Here is a 23,847-nt window from a genome sequence, read left to right on the forward strand (position 1 = left end):
GCAAAGTGTCTATTCGTAAGCAAGGCGAAGGCAACCTGGGAAGCATTACACTAGAAGAGTTTATCCAGAACTTTAAAGCGGAAACCGAAGCTGTGATGAAGTTTTCATAAAACAAATCATAGTCAATAATATATACACACCTGTTTGAATGTTCTATGGGCATTCAAACAGGTGTTTTTTTTTATGATGAATGTAAGAACTATAAAAGTTAAAAAAATAGCGATTCACAAAATCCATTGTATTTTTGTGAGCACAAAATAGAGGGTAAATATGGTTTAAGAAGTGCATTTTATGAAATTGATCAAAGCTCATTGGTACTTATTAGTGGCTGTTATCATAGCTGTAGCGCTACAACTATACAGTACCCAATGTGCGCCTGGCATTACCTACGATTCTAACCAATACCTTGCCTCTGCTAAAAGTTTTGCCAAGAATTATACCCTACTCCATGCTGATGGCACCTCCCATATAGATCATGTTCCTCTTTATTCCTTAATTTTATCTTTACTGGGTGAACATCGTTTGCAATTGTCAAAATATTTGAATACCATTTGTCTGGTAAGTATTTTATGGAGTTTTATTTACCTGTGTCGTCAAACCCTGCCTAATTACGCCAGTAAAATACTCTTTGCGTTGAGCCTGGCTATAGCTACTCCTCTGCAGCTTATTCATCATTTTATTTGGTCAGAACCCCTATTTGTGGCTTTAATAGGCTGGCTAGTGGTGTTATTGTATAAATACCAGTGCCGCCCCCAGGTGGGATACTACCGGGCAATAATAGTGATAAGTTTCATTATGTGTTTACAACGCAATCCTGGTGTTTTTTTAGTAACAGGCATTGCCTTATCTCTTTGGCTTTTTACAAAAGCAGGTTTTTGGCGGGCTGTTTTATATGGTGTGTTGGCAGTGTCGGGTTGGGTTATATGGACTTTGGTAGGGATGCAAACTGCCAAGGGGGGGCTGCATCCTGCGGCTTACAACATTTTTGGGAACATTTTAGTTAAACAAAACCTTGATCATTACCTCAACGCGGTAAGTGCTTGGTTTATCCCTGTCACGGTTCCTTTGTGGGTAAGAGGGAGTGTATTTATTGCAGGTATATTTGTAGTGATGTGGTGGATGAAAAAACGTCAATTGAAGTTAGAAAACTTTACCCCGGTATTATTGGTTGTTGCTGGAGTATACATTGTTTTCCTACAGTTAACCGAACGCATCAGTTTTCATGAAACAGAACGTTATGTTGCGGTGGTCTTCCCGTTGTTATGGGGAGTGTTTTTTCAGGTGTATTACACTCTAAGTCAATCTTTTTCTTCTACAAAACAGTGGCTAATGAACATACTACTAGTGTTGTGGTTGAGTTACCCATTGCTTCGTACTGCCAAAAATATTCATTTATGGCAAAAAAGAGCGTGCCAGCCAACTTACATACGCCAACAGACCAATGACCCTAAAATGATTTTTTACAACGAAACAAATAAAGATAAAAAATAAGCTTTTTTTTAAAACAATCATGAAATCAGTAGACGAAGCAACACGTGTAATATTAGATCACCCTATAGATTTAGAAGTAGAAACCTGCTCCACCTCAAAGGCTTTGGGGAGAACATTGAGAGAAGAAATAAAAGCAGACAGAGATTTCCCTCCTTTTGACCGGGTAACTATGGATGGCATAGCCATCAACTATGAAGACTGGAAAAAAGGGCAAACAAAGTTTTTGGTAACAGGAGTACAAACTGCGGGGAGTCCACCTCTTGAGATTGCAGTTGCCAATGTAGCTCTGGAGATTATGACTGGAGCTATGCGTCCTGAAGGAGCAAGTGCTGTGGTTCCAGTGGAAGAAGTAGTGTTTGAAGAAGCACAAGACGGGCAACGATATGCTACCATTACTGCTGAAGTCTTAACACTCAATCAAAACATACACCAGCAGGGCAAAGATCGTAAGGCAGGAGATGTATTAGTACCAGCCAATACAACTATAGACCATGCCGAAATAGCAGTAGCAGTAACTGTAGGGAAAACGGAGCTAAAAGTGACTTGTCAGCCCAAAGTGGCGATTGTATCTACTGGCAATGAATTGGTAGATACCCATGAAACTCCGGCTCCTTATCAGATTAGGCGTTCTAATAGTTATGCATTGTCTGCTGCACTTGCCAATAGAGGCATCCAGGCGCAACTTTGGCACCTACCCGACGATCAAACATTGATAGAAGAACAGTTGACGTCAATTTTTCATGAGTTTGATATAATTATCACCAGTGGGGGAGTGTCTAAAGGAAAAAAAGACTATGTACCTACTGTGATGAAACAACTCAATGTAGAGAAACTGTTTCATCGAGTAAAACAACGCCCTGGCAAGCCAATGTGGTTTGGCAAAAAAGGCAACAAGGTATTGTTTGGGCTACCGGGCAACCCTGTATCAACTTTAGTGGGTTTATTTAAATATGTAATCCCTTATTTAGATAAAATAGAAGGGAGGACAACCAGCCCTGTCAGGTACGCCAAGTTAGGACAAGACTTTAAGTTTGATAGAAATTTAACTTATTTCTTATCTGTAAATGTAATTAACAAAGAGGGTGAATTATGGGCGAATCCAGTGCCTGGACACGGTTCAGGCGACTTTGCCAACCTTTTGGAGTGCAATGCATTTTTAGAATTATCCGAAAATCAGCAAAACTTTTTGGCAGGAAGTGTTTACCCTTTGATACCTTTTCGCAATATATAGTAAAAGGTACTGGTGATAAGTGATACTGCTATGAGGTAGTGTATATATTTAAATTTAAAAGAAAAGATTAAAGTTTTACTATAAAACCAATATGGAAGAGAAGAAAGTTTTTGTAAACCCCATTGACAAAGATAAAATTACCGAAAACCCAAGTACTTTGCCTTATGCACACACAGTAGGAGGTTTTAAAATAGAGCCTACTAAAAAAGGGCAAATCAAAGGGCAGGCAATTGCAGCTATGGAAGAACAAACTGATATGCAATTGGCGCAAATACAAAAGCAAGTAGAATTACTGGCTGTTCAAGCAAAAAAAATTCAAGAAAGGGTAGATATATCAAGAACCATCTACAATGCTGAGATGAGTTTTACGCCATTGATTGGTAGATTATATCACCTATATCAGCGAAAAAACCAACAATACTTACTTTCAATTATAGCACCCAACGAATGGCGGGATAATATGCCCTATGAAAGGTTCGTTGCTTCAGTAAGGTTGTTAGCCGACCATACCTGGGAAGTATTAGATTAATTTACTGCTTAGGAATTGGCATAGTTTGTTTGGTACATTACCTGTCTGCAAACCCGTGCCTCATCATTTTTGTTTTTAAATAAATTAGTTAAATCCAATTTTGAGGGGCATTCAAACAACATCAATTACTCAGTTTCGTACTGACTAGTAATTAAATGTTTAAAGAAATATTGTTTTTTCTGTTTTTTTTACAGTTAAACAAGTGTCTTTGAGTCACTGTTTTTTAAACTTAAACCCACAAATCTTACAATGATAAGTTTATCAAAGCCATTGAAGGGCTTTTCAAAGTTTAGCTTCTTTTTACTGTGCCAATTCCTTATTTTTTCCAGCCTGCAGGCACAACATCAAGAACCCATAGTAATAGATGTTTTTCCTGGTTTCAATAATTCCAGTAACCCCAGTGAACTCACCGCAATTGGTGATAAACTAATTTTTAATGCTACTGGTTCAGGAGTAGGAAAAGAGCCACACATTAGTGATGGTACGGTGCCTAATACCAATATTTTGTCAGATATTTTTGCCAGTTCTAACAGTTCTAGTGCAAGTTATTTTACTGAGTTTAGTATTGGAGGACAAACCTATGCCTACTATTTTGCCAACGATGGCACCAACTCTGGTGCTTTGTATCGAACCAATATGGCAACCGGCACCACAGAGTTTGTAGAGAATGTAAACCCCACAGGAAGCCCCAGTCCAAACCAGGGAGCAGGTAATGGGGAGTTTTTAGTCAATGTGAATGGTACACTGTTTTTTGCAGGACAGCATCCTTTAAAACGACAAGAATTGTTTAAAAGTGATGGAACAGTAGGTGGAGCCTCATTAGTAAAAGATATTAACAACACAAAAGTTGGCGGCGGAGTTGGTGGTCCATTAGACGCTACCATTCCTTCAAACCCCGAAAATCTCACCAATATTAATGGTACATTATTTTTTACAGCTGACGCTGATTTTGATGGGGGAGGCTCCTCAATAAACCGTGAGTTGTGGGTAAGTGATGGAACAGATGCAGGTACGATGATGGTGTTAGATATTAACCCTGGTGGTAGTTCTAATCCCAGTAATTTGGTAGAGAAAGATGGACTTTGCTATTTTTTAGCAGATGATGGTGCTGGTACCGCCCTTTGGAAAAGTGACGGAACTCCCGGAAATACCTCAAAAATCACCTTTCCGTCAGGTACCACAGTAGATGCCAACGCAGGCTTGGTAAACTCTAACAATATCTTATTCTTTGCGGCAAGCGATGCTACCGATGGTACAGAGCTTTGGATCAGTCCAGATGGTACTACAGTAGGACGCTTGAAAGATATTTTCCCTGGAACAAGTAGCTCTAACCCTACCGGCTTTGTAGATGTTGGAGGTATATGTTACTTCTCAGCAGCAGGTGAAACTACAGGTGCTGAGCTGTGGAAAAGTAATGGCACCGCTCCAGGTACTGTTTTAGTGAAAGACATCCAACCAGGTTCTTTCCCCTCAGCTCCACAAGACCTCACCGCTGTACGAGGGTTGGTAAATGGAGCCACTAAATCTGTACTATATTTTACTGCCTTTAGGGGAGATACAGGAAGAGAGCTTTTTAAAAGTGATGGCACAGATGCTGGAACAGTATTAGTAAAAGATGTTAATCCATTGACTGCCTCAGGAGCAGCTAAAATTACTGGATTGACAGCAGTACGAGTAAAGCCTGACAAAGATGGACTTTTCTTTGCTGGTTTTGACAACGATCAAAATATAGGTACTGAGCTTTGGTATGCCAAGCCTTGTCCCACAGCATCCCTTACTTATGGTACCCTCTCGATATGTAAAAATGCAGGTTGTGCTTCGCCTACCCTTACAGGTGAAGATGGAGAGGATGTTTCTGGAGGTACTTATACAATTAACCCTGCTGGTTTACCTATTGATGCCTCTACCGGAGAGCTTTGCCCCAATGCAGGGGTGGCATCAGGAGCCTACACTATTACATACAAAGTAACCAAAGGGATTTGTGACATTGAGGCCAAATATACAATTACTGTAGTAGATGGAGGAAGTAGTTCGAGCCTTCAGGTAAGTTCGTTTGCCACAGGCTTCAATTTCAACGTTGATCAAAGCAATTCCAGTAATGGTAACGAAACCACTTCTGATGCGCCTGCTGGTATGGTGAAATCTCCTGATGGCGTATTTTTATATGTATCAGATGAAAAAAATCATGTAATTAAAAAAATTCGTGTATCTGATAGTACCGTGTCAATTGTTGCTGGAAGCGTAGGTGCCAGTGGTTTGGTGAATGACCCGGTAGGTACAAACGCCCGCTTTAATCACCCTTCTGGCTTAGCTATTGACGATGCTGGGATACTGTATGTAGCAGATAAAGACAACCACGTCATTCGTGCTATAGCTAATCCTGATGGAGCAGCTACAGTCACTACAGTAGCTGGTGATGGTACCAGTGGTGATGCGATAGGCGCCTCCACCTCAGCTCGTTTTCGTGAGCCTTCTGATGTAGCAGTAGATTTTTCAGGCAATTTATATGTGGCTGATAAGAACAATCACAAAATCAAGAAAGTTGATTTAAACACCAATACAGTGTCTATTTTGTCAGGACCAGCAGTAGGCACAGTCTTTCCGGCAGGTGCTACTGATGGAACTGCCAGTATTGCCCGTTTTTTCTTTCCCACCAGCATTGCCCTTGACCGTTCAGGTAACCTTTTTGTGGCAGACCGTCACAATAACCTCATTCGCCAAGTAGCCACCTCTAGTGGAGCTACTTCTACCTATGCTGGTGACATTTCTCAAACAAATGCCTTGTACGTAGATGGTGCGGCAGCTTCCGCGCGTTTCAATCACCCCACGGGCATTACAGTAGATATGGTAGGAGACGTATATGTAGCTGATACCCGAAACCAAGTGATTCGTAAGATTAGTGAAGGGCAAGTAACTACTATTGCTGGCATAGCCAACGACAGAGGGTTAACCAATGGAACTGCTCAGGCGGCTAAATTTAACTACCCAGGCAGTGTTTATGCCGATTTAGAACAAAATATTTATGTAGGTGATAAGGTAAATCAGCTAGTTCGACGATACTATATCAGTAACCCAAGCGGGTTTGTGACTACTGGACGAGCAGTCTGTGCAAGTGTTGCCGGAAACCTTACCTTACAAGACGCCACTGGTACAGTTACAAAGTGGGAATCGTCTACCGATGGAGCCACTTGGACAGAAGTACCAAGCTCGGCAGGACTCACTACTTTACCTTTCTCAAATTTGACTGCCAATACTTTTTTCAGGGCTTTTGTGCAAAACGGAGCTTGTGCTGCTGAAGCTTCTAACTATGCCGTGTTGTTAATAGGAGGACCTAGTGCTCCAACTTCAGGAGGAGATCAGTCCAGGTGTGGTACAGGTACGGTTGATTTAACGGCCACTGGTTCAAGCGATGGTAATTACCGTTGGTATTTAGCGTCTACAGGTGGTACTTCACAGGGGGCTAATGCTACTTTTACTACACCAAGCCTTGCTGCAGGCAATCATACTTTTTATGTAGCTATAGCTGGAGCTACCTGCGAGAGCGCCCGTGTTCCGATAAATGTGACTGTAAATGCAGACCCTACTCCAGCAGTAGCAGGAGCTACCACCGCTTGCCCCGCCCAAACAGAGACTTATACTACTACCAACAATGCCGGAAACACCTATAATTGGGAAATAACCAATGGTACCATTACCGCAGGTCAGGGGACTGCCTCAGTTACGGTAGAATGGGGAACACCCGGAGCCTCCACCGTAAAGGTAACTGAAACCACCCCAGAGGGTTGTGTTGTTACGACGGCTGACTATGCTGTTACTATCAATGGCTCATCTGCTGAGCCTACAGCAACCAATGGATCAAACTGTGGTACAGGTACTGTAAACCTAAGTGCGAGTGGAGCTACTGGACCAATGAAATATCGCTGGTATGATGCTGCTACAGGTGGTAATATGTTGAAAGAATCAGCCAATGCTGCTGATCCTAACTTTACAACACCTTCTATTTCTGCTACAACAAGCTATTTTGTAAGTATTATCAATGGTACATGTGAAAGCGATAGGGTAGAGGTCATTGCAACTATTTTTCCGGGGACACCCGCTGACCCTACAGCTGCTGCTACACCTGACGCTCGCTGTGGTGCTGGAAATGCCGATTTTACTGCCTCAGGTTTGGCAGCCAGCGGAGAAACTTACCGTTGGTATGATGCATCTACTGGCGGAAACTTTCTACAAGATGATGCTTCTCCAAACTTTTCAATTGGGGTAACTGCTACTACTACTTATTATGTAAGCATTAATAACAATGCTTGTGGAGGCGAAAGTAATCGGGTACCCGTAACCGTGACTGTTACAAGTTCAGGTGGAACGCCTCCTAACGTAACCAATCAGTCTCGCTGTGGTACAGGTGACATTGTTTTGACAGCAGCAAAAGCAGATGCTACTGCCCCCACCGCTGGAGAAGAATTTAGATGGTATGATGCAGCAACCGCAGGAACTTTACTGGAAAGCAACACAGGTTCTTTTACTATTACAAACCTATCAACCACTAGTAGCTATTATGTAAGCTTTTATAATGGAAGTTGTGAAACCGACAGGGTAGAGGTGACTGCCACTATAGAACAGTTGCCTACGCCTGCCGTTGTTGATGCTTCAAGGTGTGAAGCTGGTACTGTAACCCTCACTGCCAATGGCGCAGGTGCAGGGCAAGTCTACAAATGGTATTTAGATGCTTCCACTACCTCGCATTTGAAATTATCGGCTGACGAAAACGACAATACCTATACCACCCCAAGTCTTGCTGCCACCCGTGATTTTTACGTGGCAATTGCCAAAGCTGATGGCTCTTGTGAAGGTAGCCGCTCTAAGGTAACGGCTGTTATCAATAGTGCGGGTACTTCACCAACTGCCCCTACAGTAGTGGCTATTCCTGCTGCACGCTGTGGTGCAGGCACGTTTTTGCTGGATGCTTCTGGAGCCACTGGAGGGCAGGTCTACAAATGGTACGATGCCGACCAGACCACCTTGCTTAAAACCAGTACAGACCATTTAGATACAACATTTACTACGCCTTCTGTTGGTGCTACTAAAAGTTTTTATGTAAGTATATTGGATGCAAGTTGCGGAAATGCAGAAAGCACACTTACTCAGGTAGATGCAACTGTAAGTGCAGGTGTGGCTGACCCGGTAGCAACTGCTGGCGCAAATTGTGGGCCTGGAACAGTAACACTATCTGCTACTGGAGGAGTGGACGGGCAATACCGTTGGTACGATAGTCCCACTAGTACGACAGACCTTGGACAAAATTCAGGCTTTACTACCCCAAGTCTTACTGCTACTACCACTTACTATGTAAGTTTGTTTAATGGTACTTGTGAAACCGACCGTGTATCGGTAGTAGCAACGATCAATGCCAACCCCACTCCGACAATTTCAGGAACTAACCTTGCCTGTACTGGAACCACAGTTACTTACAACGCCGGAAGCACGGGCAACACTTATGTTTGGAATGTTAGTGGGGGAACGATTCAATCAGGAGCCGGTACTGCATCTATTACTGTAGACTGGGGCGTAGGTACTGTTGGCTCTATTACCCTGGATGAGAGTATTGGAGGATGTACCGCGCAAATTGTGAAAAATATCAGCATCAAACCTGTGCCGACTCCTGCTTTAGTAGGAATTGTAGGAAACTGTATTGCAGAACAAACTACTTATTCTACAGCATCGGTACCAGGGAACACTTACACCTGGACAGTCAACGGAGGTACAGTAGCTTCAGGGCAAGGCACTAATTCTATTACCGTAACCTGGGGTACTTCGGGAGCTAAATCGATAAGCGTAGAAGAGGATAATGGAGCTTGTAAAGTAACAGCAAGCGCCAATGTAAACCCAACCCCTGTGATTACAGGAGCTACTACTGCTTGCCAGAACGTAGCTGGAACCATTTACTCTACCCCCAACAATGCTGGCAATACGTACAATTGGATGATTACAGGCGGAACTATAGACAATGGGGCAGGTACCCATCAGATTTCAGTGACCTGGACTGATGCTACAGCCGGAACCCTTACATTGACTGAAACTGACCCACTGGCTTGTGCCACTACCACTGCAACATTCAATGTGTCTATTTTTACCAAACCTACAGCCCCAACTGTTACTGGTGATATGAATATCTGTGCGTTTACTGCTGGTACCAGTTATGAAGCTACTTATACTATTACTTCGCCAGATGCTAACTACATATACTCTTGGAGCATAGTAAATGCCAGTGATGGGCAGATAGTGTCTACCAACACGGCTGATTCTACTGAGGTAAAAATCAGGTGGAGTAATAATTTACCGTTTAGTGGGTTAGATGTAGCTGACGCGAAATTTAGAGTATTGGCTAAAATCAAAAGTACGAACTGTAGTGGAGATTTTAACGAGCAAACAGTTACTGTAAAACGTACACCAATAAAACCTCAATTAACTGATAATACCGACTCTGTATATGTGAATAATGTAAGAACCTATGCGCTTACCACCAATAATACAGGGAGTACTTATGCTTGGACAGTAACAGGAGGAACGATTCAATCGGGCGCTGGTACCAACCAAATTACTGTAAAGTGGGCGGCTACTGCTGGTACAGGCGAAGTATACGCCAAAGAGATAGTAACCAATACCAATTGTGAAAACTTCTCAGATACAGCCAGGGTAAGCATTTTTCCTTATAGTATTACCGCAAGTGCTTTGTCTCCCCAAATTTGTGAGGGTGGGCAAGTAAGGCTCAAAGGTGTTGATGCCAACGCTGCGAAGTTTGAGTGGTACGATGCCTCAACAGGTGGTACCAAACTGGGAGAATCTACCAATAGCGGATTGCCATCTGATACCTTACGAATTACGCAAAATAATTTAGGCAATTTTATTTACTATGTCACTCCTGTCACAGCGTCTGGAGCTAAAGGAGCTGATGATTCTGCTGGGGACAATGCCCGTATTCCAGTAGTATTTGATGTGGTAGTAAACGATCCTACTAATTTTACGATTGTGGGTGATACTACCAATGCTCAAAACTGTACAGCTAATGGTGCTGGTGGTGGAGCAGTAGCACTTACCACAGTTTCGGGAGGTTTTGGTGGAGCACCTTATACCTATCTTTGGACTAAGACAGGTGATGCTGCTTATAATGCTACTACAAAAGACATTACAGATTTGACTCCAGGGACTTATAATGTACAGGTGACCGATGCAGGAGGGTGTACTTCTAACATTATTTCTTTCCTTATAGAAGATAGACGTCAATATGTAACTGATGCTAAGATCACCCCTACAAGTTCTGGAAGCTTGCTGGTAAACTCAGTAGGAGATACTGCTACCATTACAGTGGGCGAGTCAGTTATACTGGCTGCTACTGCTACCGATGCGGCTACTTTTGCCTGGACGGCAGATACCGATGCCGATGTGGCAAATATTTCGGATGCTACGTTAGGAGCACCTACAATGACTCCTAAGCAAACGACGCGTTATTCAGTATTACTGACCAATAGTAAAGGATGTGATACTACAGTATCAGTTGTAGTAAGGGTGCTAAGTTTTCAGGTATTTGTACCTACTATGTTTACCCCTAACAATGATCAGAAAAATGATTTGTTTCAGGTCTTTGGCAACCAAGTAGAAACATTGGGCATAAAAGTGTATAATCGGGAAGGCAAATTGGTATATGAAAGCAATGATAAGGCGGAGTTTTTGGGAAGCGACGAATTTGGAATAAAAACAAGTGAGACTCAAAACAAAGGTTGGGATGGAACCTTTGAAGAAAAACCGTTGCCTAAAGGAAATTATGTATGGTATTTGACAGGAAAATTTAAAAATGGCGTAGAAATTAAAAAATCGGGCAACGTGCTGTTGGTACGATAATGTATATAAAGAATTGTATGAAGTTGAAAATGAACCACCATAAAGCAAGAAAAGTATTACTAGGAGTTTTAATCATTGTGTTGATAACCAGTGTCAGGTTGTCGGCACAATCGGTTTCTTACTCCCAGTTTCACCTTTCTCCTATGCAAACAAACCCTGGAATGATAGCATCTTATAATCAGCCACAAGCGATTATGAGTTACCGTAGAATGAATGTAGGTGGAGGAGTAGGGGCAGCGTTTGAAACCCCTATGTTTTCAATCACTCATCCACTGATTACAAAAACCAGGGGGAGAATAGCAGGTTTTGGTTTTTCAGCCGTAAATGATAGGTTAGGAGCAGACGGAGCATTACAGATTACAGGTTTAAGTGCTGGTGCAGCTTATAACCATCAAATAGGTCGGGCACAATACATTAGTTTAGGTGTACAAGGTGGTTATTTCTGGCAGAGTATCAATATTGACCGCTTGACAACCGGGAGTCAATGGATTAACGGGGAGTTTTTGAATACAGCGGCAAGCAATGAAGTTTTTGATATTACAGCCATTAGCTACCCAACCATGAATGCTGGGCTATATTGGTACTTTACCGATTCAGACTCTACCTCTAATACCAGGGCTTTTCTGGGTATTTCGGGACAAAACCTCAATCAACCAAATGTTTCGTTAAGTGCTAAAGAAGAGCGAATACCCATTAGTCTTGTTTTTACTGGAGGATTTACTGCTTACCAGAGTGAAAAACTTAAGATTATGCCTAATATACGTTGGATACAGCAAGATGGGGGCAACCGACAGGTGAATATTGGTTCTATGTTTTGGTATAATTATGCACCATTTAGTGGATTTATCAAACCTGGAAATGTAGGGGTGGGGCTTTGGTATGAGTTAAACGGAGCCGCCATTGTGTCTGTAGAAATGAACCAACCCAAATACTCGGTAGCTTTTAGTTATGATTTAAGTATGGATCGTCAGGCAAAAAGGTTAAGTGCTTTTGAGCTAAAAGTAGGGTTTAGGATAGGTAAAAAAGAAGTAAAACGTAAGCCAAAACCTGATGAGATCAAACAAGATACAATACGACCAAAAGACGATAAGTTTATTTACACAGTAGTAGTTACCAAGCGTAATCGTAGAATAATAGGTCGTGATACTATTGCTACTGATCCTATAAAGGTTGACAATGTGCCTCCAAAGAACTTAACTACCCGTGACCTTGAGATACTCAAGTCTACGGCGTATTTCTATTATACCAACGATGATATTAATAAAGCCACAGAATCATTGTTAAACGACATTGTTGTAATTCTTAAAAAACACCCTGACATTTATCTGGAGCTCGAGGGGCATACCTGTAACATAGGGGAAACCGAAGACGCCAATCAGAATCTTTCGGAAAGAAGGGCAAGTGCAGTGAAAAAATACCTGGTAAACAAAGGAATAGATGAGAACCGACTGAAAACCGTAGGGTATGGTTCTAAGAGACCAGTAGCGTCTAACAAAACCGAATTTGGTAAAATAAGGAACCGAAGGGTAAAATTTAAGTTGGTAAAAACTGAAAAGAAAAAATAGAAGAATATAAATTATTAGAAAAGGAGAGCCTATGAGTTATTAGGTTCTCCTTTTTTATTTGTATTAGAGTGAAAAATATGGCGATAGGCATGTTTGCTTTAATATAATTTGGGGCTTATCCATTAAGACAAAAAAAGCAGTATTTTATTTTGTTGAATATACTCTATCCTTCTTTATTTTAAAAGGTTATTTCTGTTTGGAATTTTATAACTTTCTGCATAGGCTGGCATGAATCCCGGTGGTGACTTTCTTTTTTCGATAAAATTCTTTTAACTTTGGCTGCTTTTTAAATTAATTAGGAAACAATATTAAATAGACTCAATGGCATATTTGTTTACGTCTGAATCAGTTTCGGAAGGACACCCTGATAAGGTATCTGATCAGATTTCTGATGCACTTATCGATTATTTTTTAGCTTATGACCCTAGCTCAAAAGTGGCTTGTGAAACTCTTGTAACTACTGGGCAAGTCGTTTTGGCAGGTGAAGTGAAGTCTGATGCTTACCTTGATGTACAGGAAATAGCAAGAGAAGTAATCAAGAAAATTGGTTATACCAAGTCAGAATACATGTTTGAGGCAACTTCTTGCGGTGTTTTGTCTGCTATCCACGAACAATCTCCTGATATTAACCAAGGCGTAGATAGACAAAAGCCAGAAGAACAAGGTGCTGGTGATCAGGGAATGATGTTTGGTTATGCAACCAACGAAACTGCTAACTATATGCCACTAGCCTTAGATTTATCGCACAAAATTCTAAAAGAGCTTGCGGATATGAGACGCGAAGCAACTGATATTAAATATCTTAGACCTGATGCAAAATCTCAAGTAACTATTGAATATAGTGATGATAATAAACCTGTTCGTATAGACACTATTGTAGTATCTACACAACATGACGATTTTGATACGGAGGAAGCTATGCAGGCAAAAATTCGTGAGGATATTATCAGTTTCTTGATCCCTCGTGTGAAAGCCCAACTTCCTGAACACATTCAAGCATTATTCAACGATGATATTACGTACCATATCAACCCTACTGGCAAGTTTGTAATTGGTGGCCCTCACGGAGATACTGGGTTGACAGGTAGAAAAATTATTGTTGACACTTACGGTGGCAAGGGAGCCCATGGTGGAGGTGCTTTTTCTGGAAAAGACCCTTCAAAAGTAGATAGAAGTGCAGCGTATGCTTCTCGTCACATTGCCAAAAATTTGGTAGCTGCCGGAGTAGCTGACGAAATTTTAGTACAAGTTTCTTATGCTATTGGTGTTGCCCAGCCTACAAGTATTATGGTAGACACTTATGGGAGTGCTAAGGTAGATATGACCGATTCAGTAATAGGACAAAAAGTAGCAGAAGTGTTTGACATGCGTCCTTATTACATTGAGCAAAGGTTGAAGTTGCGTAATCCGATGTATCAGGAAACAGCTGCTTACGGCCACATGGGGCGTGAGTCTGAAACCATAACCAAAACTTTCAATGCAGGAAAATCAAATGAAAAGACTGTAGAAGTTGATTTGTTTACCTGGGAAAAGTTAGACTACGTAGATAAGGTAAAGGCAGCTTTTAGCTTGTAGTTATCTAATGAAACCGAAAATATGATGAGCCCTCTAAACATTTTTAAATGTTTAGAGGGCTTTTTTTATAGCTGAGTACAAACAAACAGGTGTATATCAAAGTTGTGATGATACAACAAATCAAAGAAGTATACACATGCAAGAACGATCGTTTCCGAAATGGATGACTACTATGCTGCGTATGGCAGCTATTTACAACATACTATGGGGAGCCTGGGTCACCTTATTTCCTTTTCACTTTTTTGATTTAGTACATTTGCCCCGCCCCAATTACGCGGCTATCTGGCAGGCAGTAGGAATGATTGTAGGCTGCTATGGAATAGCTTATTGGGTGGCCTCTTACAATCCTTATAAACATTGGGGTATTGTATTGGTAGGTTTTTTGGGCAAAGTGTTTGGACCTATTGGTTTTTTGCAACACGTAGTGCAAGGTTCTTTGCCTTGGGTATTTGGATTGCATAATATTACCAATGACCTGGTATGGCTTGTTCCTTTTGGCTTGGTATTGTATGGCGCATATAAACAGTACAAGCAAACACCAGACAAAGTAAAAGAAGTGGCATAAAAATCATTTGTGTTTTACATCTTCTGGCGTGGTTCATGAAATCTTTATAAATTTACCAGACACAATTTAAAAAGATTTCTGTGGAGGCATTTTTAGAGATTATCAGACAAGAAGCAAAGCCAATACAAATGACGGTGAATACACCGTTTTTGATGGATACACCTGGAAAAGTATGGTTTATTGATCAAGGACAAATCAATGTATATACTGTTCAATTGAAAGATGGAAAACCAGAAGGACAACGCTTTTATTTCTTTACTGCCGAGCAACAACAACTTTTATTAGGGCTTGATTCTGCCAATTCTGTGCATCACATTGGTTTTTCGGCAGATGCCACCAAAGATACATTGGTGTATGAATTTGACCTGGCTCGCCTGAAAGAATTGGCACTCACGTCGAACTACTCGCCTATAATAGCTGGCTTGATCAGTGATTGGGTAACCAATTTGTTTTTTGGTATTTCAGAAAATGAAAATCACCCTAATAAAGCGGCAAATGTACTAATTAAAAAGGGGGAGCGAGTTATTTTGAGAGAAGGTGACAGCATATCGGCTCAAAAAAAGGTAGTTTGGGCAGTCATTAAACCTCGCAAAGCCAATACCTTACTCATCAACGGCTCAGGAAAGCTTGATCAACCCACCAAAGAACTTTTATTACCTTTGTGTCGAGAGTCATTTTGGGAGTCAAACGGAAACCTGGGACTAAAATTTATAGGTACTACTGAAGCCATTCAGCAAGAAGCCGCCTGGCAAGGTTTAGAGGCGCTGGATAACACTTTGTTTGCGCTTGAAAAAAATGCCATTGATTTTGTGGCGCGTAATGAACAAATTCGCCTCAAGTCCAAATACCAAAATCAGTACATTAAAACCATTCAAACCCTTAAAGATGCTGAGGCTATTCTCAACCGTGAGGCTGCCGACAAATACGCCAAAGGCCTAAGAGTTCAAACCGACGATGTGCTGTTTAACGCTTGTCAAGTAGTGGCCGATCCTGCCAAAATACGCCTAGTGCCTCCGCTTGAAAATACAAAAGAGGGGTATGATCCTATTGGAGATATTGCAAGAGCATCGAAGGTAAGGTATCGTGAGGTACTGCTGGACAGCAAATGGTGGCAGCAAGACTCTGGAGCATTGCTAAGCTTTTTGAAAGAAGGCGATACACCTATAGCTTTGATGCCCGTCAAAGGCAATCGTTATGAAGCCTACAACCCTGTAACCAAAGAAGCCTTCAGAATTACCGAAAAGAATCAACACTTAATAGATAAAGTAGCTTATACATTTTATAAACCATTTCCTCAGAAGAAAATCACCCTGATAGACCTCCTCAAATTTGGCCTGTTTAAAGAAAAAAGAGATTTTTATATCTTGATTATTATGGGGCTTGCCGGAACAGGTTTAGGGCTCATTACACCTATTCTTACAGGAGTGTTGTTTGACACCGTAATACCTAACGCGGGCAAATCTCAGGTAATGCACGTAGGTTTTGCCTTGTTTATGGCGTTAATTGGTTACATTTTGTTTGAATTAACCGAAGGGTTTGCGCTGTTGCGGATAGAAACCAAAATGGACCATAGTTTACAGGCAGCAGTTTGGGATAGGTTGTTGGATTTGCCCGCCTCATTTTTCAGAAAGTTTACTACAGGCGACCTGGCAGATCGGGCAATGGGAATCAATGAAATACGTAAATTATTGTCAGGTGTAGTAATTACCACCATTTTAAGCAGCGTTTTTTCATTGCTTAATTTTTTGTTATTATTTTATTATAGTGTAAAACTAGCCTTAGTAGCTTTGGGCATTTCTTTGGTAGAGGTGCTGATTATGTATTGGATTGGTAGGTGGCAAATTTCTAAAGAAAAGCAGGCCTTAAATTATGATGGAAAAACTCAAGGCATTGTTTTACAGTTGTTAAACGGAATAAGTAAATTTAGAGTAACAGGTACCGAAATAAGGGCTTTTAATCATTGGCTGAAACTTTTTACCAAGTCCAAACAATTTTCTTTTGAAGCAGCAAGGGTAGAAAACATTCAAACAGTCATTAATTCGATTATGCCTTTGCTTGCCAGCGGTATTATTTACTGGACTTTTTTTTCCTCTAGTGAATGGGGGAAACTGTCTACCGGACAATTTTTAGCTTTTAATGCTGCCTATGGTGCTTTTTTATCGTCGATACTGGCAATGAGTGCCGCTTCATTGACCATATTTCAGGTTTTTCCTATATACGAGCGTACACGCCCAATATTAGAAACTTTACCCGAAAACGATGACCGAAAGTCGAACCCAGGGAGATTGAAAGGAAATATTGAAGTATCTAAAGTAAATTTTAGATATAACAAAGATGCCCCGTTAGTATTAAATAATATATCTTTGCAATTAAGGTCAGGAGAGTACGTAGCTTTTGTAGGAGCATCTGGTTCGGGTAAGTCTACACTAATCAGGTTGTTGTTGGGTTTTGAGAAACCCGAAGTTGGAAGCATTTTTTATGACAATCAAGATTTAAATAAGTTAGATCTAAGGCTGGTAAGGCGACAAATTGGTGTAGTATTGCAAGATGGTCAACTTACACCAGGCGATATATTTTCTAACATCGTGGGATCTTCGCCACAATTGACTATGGATGATGCCTGGAACGCCGCAAAAATGGCTGCATTTGATGAAGACATCAAACAAATGCCTATGGGAATGCACACGATTATTAGTGAGGGTGGTTCTACCCTTTCGGGAGGACAAAAACAACGTTTGCTTATTGCCAGAACTTTAGTACATAAGCCGCGCATTGTCATGTTTGATGAAGCCACCAGCGCCTTAGATAATCGAACACAAGCTGTAATTACAGAAAGCCTGAATAAACTACAGGCAACCCGTATTGTGATTGCGCACCGACTAAGTACTATTCGTAATGTAGACAAAGTTTTTGTGTTTGACCAGGGTAAAATAGCTCAAACAGGAAGCTACGAAGATTTGATTCATCAGGAGGGGTTGTTTAAAGATTTGGCAACCAGGCAACTGGCATAACATTACACGTAAATGACCAAAAAATGATAAATATACAAAGGGTGAAGGTAGTCAAATTAATTTATGCAAGCATTTTATCTTTGGTGTTGACAGGCTGTGGAGGGAAAGAAGAACCTTTTTTGAATTCACCGGGATTATTGAGCGATATAGAGTTGGATAAAAAGCCAATCTATACATCGTTAGAAGTTGCTTTGGAGCAACCCAATGATGTATATATGATGAAACTGGCAAACAAAGATATGCTGGTGCTTTCTAAAAAAATAGCTCGTTTTAAAAACCTTCAGGTATTAAACTTACAACAAAATAAGCTCACAGAGCTACCCCCAGAAATAGGTGACCTAACCAAGCTTCAAAAATTAATTTTGAGCAATAATCAATTAGAAAAGCTACCTCCGGAAATAGGCAAACTAACCCACCTTTTGGAGTTGCGAGTAAGTGCCAACCGTTTAACTACCTTGCCCCCAGAAATTGGTAAACTCCAAAGCCTTCAATACTTATATATACCCAATAATAAGCTCATTACTCTGCCGCCAGAAATAGGACAACTTGCTCAGTTAAAACGTTTGTTTCTAGAGCACAACCAGCTAACCCAATTGCCTGCTTCTATAGGGAAACTAAATAATCTTCAGTCGTTGATTTTAAATAATAACCGAGTCAATCAATTGCCCCACGAAATAGGACAGTTAAAAAACTTGCATACTTTTTATTTAGCAAACAACCGCTTAAAAGAGCTACCTCAGGAAATACTCACCTTACAAAACCTTAAGAAACTCTATCTGGTAGGCAACCAATTACAGCAATTGCCTCCTCAGTTGGCAAAACTAGATAAATTACAGATTTTAGATCTGCAAAAAAATAATTTTTCAGAAGTACCTGCTGCTATTACCAAACTTACCAATTTGCAAAAACTTTGGCTCAACAACAATCAGCTTACCTCACTTAACGCTGAAATAGGCAAACTCCAAAACCTGCAAATATTGTATCTGGAAGAGAATAAAATAACAGAGCTACCTACCTCTATTGGTAGTATTCAGAGCTTGAAACACCTAAGTCTAAGCGATAATATGCTTACCTCGCTACCCCAGGAAATAGGCCAGTTACGCAAGTTGCAGGCGTTGTACCTACGCAATAACCAACTGCCTAAAGATGAAAAGGCCAAGATCAAGGAATGGTGCAGCAAAGCGTATGTTACCTTTTGATTCGAAACCAAAAAAACCTTTTGATACAAACAGGCACCAAAAGGTTTTTTTATTGTGAAAACTTGCCCAGTTTTAGTGCAAGTTTACAGTGAGTAAGTGAGTTATTACTTGGCAGCAGCGTATTTTTCGGCTGCTTTGTACTTTTCAGCTACTTTTTCCCAGTTGATGATATTCCAAAATGCAGAAATATAATCAGGACGACGATTTTGATACTTTAGGTAGTAAGCATGCTCCCATACGTCCAAACCAAGAATAGGGGTACCTTTTACTTCGGCTACATCCATCAAAGGATTGTCTTGGTTAGGTGTAGAAGTGACATGCAATTTGCCATCCTCACCTACAATCAACCAAGCCCATCCGGAGCCAAAACGAGTAGCAGCAGCAGCGTTAAACTTCTCCTTCAAACCATTCAAAGAGCCAAAAGCTTCTTTGATAGCTGCTTCAAGGTCTCCACTTGGAACGCCACCTTCAGGACTCAAAATTTCCCAAAAAAGACTATGGTTATAAAAACCACCTCCATTGTTGCGAACACCAGTGCTGTGGCTTCCAACATTTTTTAATATATCTTCTATAGAATGGTTGGCCAAGTCGGTTCCTTCAATAGCAGCATTTAACTTTGATGTATATCCAGCGTGGTGTTTACCATAGTGAATTTCCATTGTTTGCGCATCAAAGTGTGGCTCTAGTGCGTTGTAAGCATAAGGTAAAGCTTTCTGTTCGAATGCCATAATTTCGTGCTTTTTAAAGTTGTAAAATGTTTAAAAGACAGTTGTAAATGGTAAGATCAGCCTCATTCTTTTGAGTGCCTCATTGTCTTACCATCGTATGTATAACAAAACAAATATAAATTAGTTTCGCAATTTTTGAAAGAATCGCTGTAAAAGTTCTGCGCACTCATTTTCGAGCACTCCACCCACTTGTAAAGTTTTTGGGTGCAACAATTTTGTCACTTTGTTGTTGGTACCTTCAGTAGCAGACTCAATGCGAGAGAACCCCCTTTTAACATCATAGGCACCAAACACCAGCCTACCTAATTGAGACCAGGCTATAGCACCAGCACACATCACGCAAGGTTCTAAGGTTACATACATGGTACATTGGTTGAGGTACTTTGCCCCCAAATAGTTGGCTGCCCCCGTTACTGCAAGTATTTCGGCATGAGCGGTTACATCCAACAACTGCTCGGTTTGGTTATGAGCTCTAGCTATGATTTTGTCTTGTACTACTACTACTGCTCCTACAGGTATTTCTCCTTTGTTATAAGCTATTACTGCTTCCTTATAAGCTTGTTGCATGTAAAACTCGTCGTGCATGGGACTTTTTTATGGGTGATTATATTCTTTTTACTTCACAATGTACCCTTCGTGTTTTGGGGTGTATACTCAATACCTGATACCCAGGTGCCAGCTCATCCAGGGCAAACTCGGGTGCATAAGGGTTAAATTGGTAAGAGGTAGCTGGTGCTGAAAAATACTGCACTCCCTTGCGTTGCCAGGCGTGGGCGTGGTGTATGTGTCCACAAATAACTGCTTGTACCTGAGGGCACGCGTCAATTATTTTATAAAAATCATTTTTATTAGTCACCCCTAAATTGTTTGTCCAGGAGCCAGGGGTTGCCAAAAGCTGATGGTGTAATGCAATGATGGTAGAAGTATTAGTGGCTTCTGCCAATGATTTTTCTAAAAAACGAAGTTCATCGTCAGGCAAAAAGCCCGCCACCGCCTTTTCTTGCCTATCAGTGCTGTCTAACAATATAAAACGAGTTCCTTTAGTTTCAAACACATTGGTATTTTGTACTTGTACTTTAGGAGCGATTCGCTTCATAAGCACAGCACTGTCATGGTTGCCCGGTAGCCAATAATAAGGAGTACCCAAAGGTGCCAGCAACTCGTCTACATGAAAATAACTTTCTTTTTCCTGTTTGGCTGCAATGTCTCCTGTGATCAATATAAAGTCTAATGTGTCTTCTTGCTTCAGCAAATCTACTACATTGCAAAAACTTTGATAAGGGTGATGTTCATGATACATAAAATCCTTGTACTTGTACAAATGCAAGTCAGACAAGTGAGCAAACCTGAGAGTATTCATGCTGTATAAGTGTTTTTGCAAATATGTAGCATGAATCTAAGAATGTAAAAATTAATTTGAAATAGAAAGAGGGGTAGCAGAAGTGGAGAGAAATATATTGTTTGGTAAAAGAGGCGCAACCAACCCGTAATATAAAAGCATAAGTCAACCCACTAAGAATCAACGTACTGCATTTGGAGTAAAAGAATAGAAAAAATATGGCGGCTTCATTAGCAATAAATGTGCCCTGAAAAGGTTATTATTTGGAGAGCAGTATAATTTTACCTATCTTGTCCCGTATTCAAAAAAAAAGGCATTGCAGTTTGAAAATCAAACCGAATGCCCGTTACAAAAATGACACCAAAATTAATAGCAATTATATAAGTACAACAACAATGCCAAACTGGCTTTTTAATAGCATCTTCTACCTTTGTAGAAAATTTTTGCTAGTTTGCATCGTTTATTGATTATAATTCAATGTTGAATACAATGCTTCATCTTTTAGATGAATCGCCCGTTATAAAAATGACGTTTACATCATTAATAAGATAGTTGTTAGGAAAACAACAACAATGCCAAGCTAAAAAGCTTGGCATTTATTTTTCGATTAAAATTGGCTTCCTATGATCAATAGTTAATACCCCTTGCCACGTTTGAGGATAAACCAAACACTGCGTAGTACAATCAACACGTGATTTTTAAGCGTAGTCAACAACCCATAATGCTTCTTGAGTATTTGGTAGCGATCTTTGAGCGAGGCTTTCAAATGTTTGCGAGAAAACCCCCCTTGTAAATATATTGCCAGAACTTGGTGGGCATTGATCGTTTTTTTTGAGCGTTTCAACACCTTAATTACCCAGTCAATATCAGCACTGTAAGGGTGTTGTTCATAGTCATAAGGTTCAGCAATGCTTTTGCGTACCAAAATAGATTGATGACAAACAACCATGCCTTGTTGCATGTCTTCCCAGTGAAGTTGCTCTGGTAGCTTGTGAGGAGTAGCTTTACTTCTGATACCCAGTGGATTACGTTCAAGATCGAGAAACTCAGTCTCGCCATAGTAAACATCACCATCAGTATCTTTGGCAAACATATCTGTCAGCACTTCAGGAGTTCTTATTTCATCTCCAGCATTCATAAACCACACAAAATCGCCTGTAGCAAGCTCCATTCCTTTGTTCATTGCATCGTACAAACCTTTATCTGGTTCGCTAATCCATTGATCAATATTGGCTTCATACTTTTTTATAATATCCAGTGTACCATCTTTCGACTGCCCGTCTATAATCAAGTACTCTATGTTGGGATATGTTTGGGCTATAATGCTTTGAATGGTACGTTCCAGGTATTTTTCGGCGTTGAAACACACCGTAATGATTGATATTTTGGGTAGAGGTTGATTCATAGACTATTTTTGATCAAGTATCTTTTTATATAACTGTACATACTGATTACTCACTACCTCTTCGGTAAAGTTATTCAATACTTTTCGTCGGGCATTTTGCGTAAGTGTTTGATTATCTGCCTGGTACAATACCCAGTAAATACCCTTGGCGAGGTCTTCAGCAGACTTGTACGACGCCAGATAACCATTTTGTTGGTGGTCAATCAAATCACTTACTCCGCCTACATCAAAGGCAATTGCTGGGGTACCACAAGCCATTGACTCCATAATAGTGTTAGGGAGGTTTTCTTCCAACGAAGGCATCACCAATGCATCTCCCAGGTTATAATTTTGTCTCAAAGTTTCATCCCCTGAGAGCAATCCTTGTAAATGAACAGTGTAAGGAGATAGTGCTTTTACTTGCTCTCCTGCACCACCAAAAACCAATAATTCAACTTCTTGCAAGGTGGCAGGGTATAGCTCCTTAAGTATTTGCAAAGCCTCCAGAAAGTAGTCGATTCCTTTTCTCTTGTCACTGATTTTGACTGACCCAAACAATAAGTACTTTTTATCTACAGCCAGTGACCTTTGTTGGCGAAGTAGCTTTTTATCCAAAGGGGTGTAAACTGTAGTATCTATAGGATTAGGAATACTTTGAATACTACTTTTGGTAGATACCTCAGCACTCATTAGACCACTTTTGGTTGCTTCATTGGCAATCCATTGGCTACAGCCTACCAAATGCAGTGATTTGTTTTCATAAATGGTAAGTTTTTTCTGGAAAATCCGGTAAGACAGGTCTTTTGGGTGGGGGTGTTTTAAAAAAACACAATTGCCACACTCTTGTTGGTAATGGTCACAGTTGCGGGCGTGATGGCAACCACCAGTAAAAGCCCACATATCGTGCATTGTCCATACAATGGGTTTACCAAGCGCAAAGAGTGTTTTGAGCGATTTGAGAGATAAAAAACCAAAGACAATCCAGTGTAAATGAATAATATCGGCTTGTTTTATCAATGGGTGTTGGCTAATGTTGGTACCAATATAGGCCGGCGAAATAGCATAACGGGTGGCTTTTGACTTGGCTTGTCGCCAAAAAAGCAGGCGATCTACAGTAAATCTAAGGAAAGCTCTTTTCTTGCCCCACCAGGTGTTAGCTACTGCCTGTAGGTGTTGCTGTTTTTGGCTTTGTACTTGTACCAGTAGTTGAGGCTCTACCAAAGGTTGGTCTTGTAGTGCCTTATGGAGGCGTTGTGCGGCTACTGCCGCTCCGCCAAAATCCTGAAAAGTGTTAACAATTGCTATTTTTATTGCCCTCTGTTCCATTGTATCCC

At 40.7% G+C, this 23,847-nt stretch carries 14 protein-coding genes; 9 read left to right on the forward strand and 5 right to left on the reverse strand.

The features are described 5' to 3' along the window. Positions 1 to 291: 291 nt before the first annotated feature. The 9 genes from M23134_RS26460 (at position 292) to M23134_RS26500 (ending at position 19,062) form a co-directional block, all read left to right on the forward strand. A complete protein-coding gene (locus M23134_RS26460) occupies positions 292 to 1,491 on the forward strand; it encodes a hypothetical protein (RefSeq protein ID WP_002701477.1) in 1,200 nt (399 codons plus the stop codon). A gap of 19 nt (positions 1,492 to 1,510) precedes the next feature. Further along, on the forward strand, positions 1,511 to 2,722 hold the full coding sequence (locus M23134_RS26465; protein WP_002701478.1) for a molybdopterin molybdotransferase MoeA: 1,212 nt from the start codon (positions 1,511 to 1,513) through the stop codon (positions 2,720 to 2,722). A gap of 91 nt (positions 2,723 to 2,813) precedes the next feature. Beyond that, positions 2,814 to 3,251, forward strand: a complete 438-nt coding sequence (locus tag M23134_RS26470; protein WP_002701479.1) for a DUF2452 domain-containing protein — start codon at positions 2,814 to 2,816, stop codon at positions 3,249 to 3,251. Positions 3,252 to 3,500: 249 nt separating this feature from the next. After that, complete coding sequence (locus M23134_RS26475; RefSeq protein WP_002701480.1) at positions 3,501 to 11,147, forward strand: Ig-like domain-containing protein; 7,647 nt, start codon at positions 3,501 to 3,503, stop codon at positions 11,145 to 11,147. 29 nt (positions 11,148 to 11,176) lie between these two features. Beyond that, positions 11,177 to 12,712 carry a PorP/SprF family type IX secretion system membrane protein gene (locus tag M23134_RS38935; RefSeq protein ID WP_198145096.1) on the forward strand — a complete coding sequence of 512 codons (1,536 nt, stop codon included), beginning with the start codon at positions 11,177 to 11,179 and terminating at the stop codon, positions 12,710 to 12,712. Positions 12,713 to 13,033: 321 nt separating this feature from the next. After that, on the forward strand, positions 13,034 to 14,287 hold the full coding sequence (gene metK, locus M23134_RS26485; protein WP_002701482.1) for a methionine adenosyltransferase: 1,254 nt from the start codon (positions 13,034 to 13,036) through the stop codon (positions 14,285 to 14,287). 136 nt (positions 14,288 to 14,423) lie between these two features. After that, positions 14,424 to 14,852, forward strand: a complete 429-nt coding sequence (locus M23134_RS26490) for a hypothetical protein (protein ID WP_002701483.1) — start codon at positions 14,424 to 14,426, stop codon at positions 14,850 to 14,852. 80 nt (positions 14,853 to 14,932) lie between these two features. Beyond that, on the forward strand, positions 14,933 to 17,863 hold the full coding sequence (locus M23134_RS26495; RefSeq protein WP_002701484.1) for an NHLP bacteriocin export ABC transporter permease/ATPase subunit: 2,931 nt from the start codon (positions 14,933 to 14,935) through the stop codon (positions 17,861 to 17,863). A gap of 23 nt (positions 17,864 to 17,886) precedes the next feature. Then, on the forward strand, positions 17,887 to 19,062 hold the full coding sequence (locus M23134_RS26500) for a leucine-rich repeat domain-containing protein (RefSeq protein WP_002701487.1): 1,176 nt from the start codon (positions 17,887 to 17,889) through the stop codon (positions 19,060 to 19,062). A gap of 104 nt (positions 19,063 to 19,166) precedes the next feature. Here M23134_RS26500 and M23134_RS26505 read toward each other — a convergent pair whose 3' ends face one another. The 5 genes from M23134_RS26505 to M23134_RS26525 form a co-directional block, all read right to left on the reverse strand. Further along, the gene (locus tag M23134_RS26505; RefSeq protein ID WP_002701489.1) at positions 19,167 to 19,790 is read right to left on the reverse strand and encodes a superoxide dismutase; all 624 of its coding nucleotides are present in this window, start codon (positions 19,788 to 19,790) and stop codon (positions 19,167 to 19,169) included. Between the two features lie 120 nt (positions 19,791 to 19,910). Continuing rightward, positions 19,911 to 20,375 (reverse strand): nucleoside deaminase, encoded by a 465-nt coding sequence (locus M23134_RS26510; protein ID WP_002701491.1) that lies wholly within the window; start codon positions 20,373 to 20,375, stop codon positions 19,911 to 19,913. Between the two features lie 19 nt (positions 20,376 to 20,394). Continuing rightward, positions 20,395 to 21,150, reverse strand: coding sequence for a metallophosphoesterase (locus M23134_RS26515; RefSeq protein WP_002701493.1), 756 nt, complete (start codon positions 21,148 to 21,150; stop codon positions 20,395 to 20,397). A gap of 613 nt (positions 21,151 to 21,763) precedes the next feature. Next, entirely contained in the window at positions 21,764 to 22,534 is a 771-nt protein-coding gene (locus M23134_RS26520; protein ID WP_002701495.1) for a glycosyltransferase family 2 protein, read from the reverse strand. Between the two features lie 3 nt (positions 22,535 to 22,537). After that, complete coding sequence (locus M23134_RS26525) at positions 22,538 to 23,839, reverse strand: glycosyltransferase family 4 protein (protein ID WP_002701498.1); 1,302 nt, start codon at positions 23,837 to 23,839, stop codon at positions 22,538 to 22,540. Positions 23,840 to 23,847 lie beyond the last annotated feature (8 nt).

Source organism: Microscilla marina ATCC 23134, assembly GCF_000169175.1.
Taxonomy (GTDB): Bacteria; Bacteroidota; Bacteroidia; order Cytophagales; family Microscillaceae; genus Microscilla; species Microscilla marina.

What these genes read in the sequence shown, in the direction of transcription:
- M23134_RS26500 (WP_002701487.1), top strand. Translation starts at nt 17,887, where the DNA reads ATGATAAATATACAAAGGGTGAAGGTAGTCAAATTAATTTATGCAAGC.
- metK (WP_002701482.1), top strand. Translation starts at nt 13,034, where the DNA reads ATGGCATATTTGTTTACGTCTGAATCAGTTTCGGAAGGACACCCTGAT.
- M23134_RS26520 (WP_002701495.1), bottom strand. Translation starts at nt 22,534, where the DNA reads ATGAATCAACCTCTACCCAAAATATCAATCATTACGGTGTGTTTCAAC.
- M23134_RS26475 (WP_002701480.1), top strand. Translation starts at nt 3,501, where the DNA reads ATGATAAGTTTATCAAAGCCATTGAAGGGCTTTTCAAAGTTTAGCTTC.
- M23134_RS26525 (WP_002701498.1), bottom strand. Translation starts at nt 23,839, where the DNA reads ATGGAACAGAGGGCAATAAAAATAGCAATTGTTAACACTTTTCAGGAT.
- M23134_RS26470 (WP_002701479.1), top strand. Translation starts at nt 2,814, where the DNA reads ATGGAAGAGAAGAAAGTTTTTGTAAACCCCATTGACAAAGATAAAATT.
- M23134_RS26465 (WP_002701478.1), top strand. Translation starts at nt 1,511, where the DNA reads ATGAAATCAGTAGACGAAGCAACACGTGTAATATTAGATCACCCTATA.
- M23134_RS26460 (WP_002701477.1), top strand. Translation starts at nt 292, where the DNA reads ATGAAATTGATCAAAGCTCATTGGTACTTATTAGTGGCTGTTATCATA.
- M23134_RS26510 (WP_002701491.1), bottom strand. Translation starts at nt 20,375, where the DNA reads ATGCACGACGAGTTTTACATGCAACAAGCTTATAAGGAAGCAGTAATA.
- M23134_RS26490 (WP_002701483.1), top strand. Translation starts at nt 14,424, where the DNA reads ATGCAAGAACGATCGTTTCCGAAATGGATGACTACTATGCTGCGTATG.
- M23134_RS38935 (WP_198145096.1), top strand. Translation starts at nt 11,177, where the DNA reads ATGAACCACCATAAAGCAAGAAAAGTATTACTAGGAGTTTTAATCATT.
- M23134_RS26515 (WP_002701493.1), bottom strand. Translation starts at nt 21,150, where the DNA reads ATGAATACTCTCAGGTTTGCTCACTTGTCTGACTTGCATTTGTACAAG.
- M23134_RS26505 (WP_002701489.1), bottom strand. Translation starts at nt 19,790, where the DNA reads ATGGCATTCGAACAGAAAGCTTTACCTTATGCTTACAACGCACTAGAG.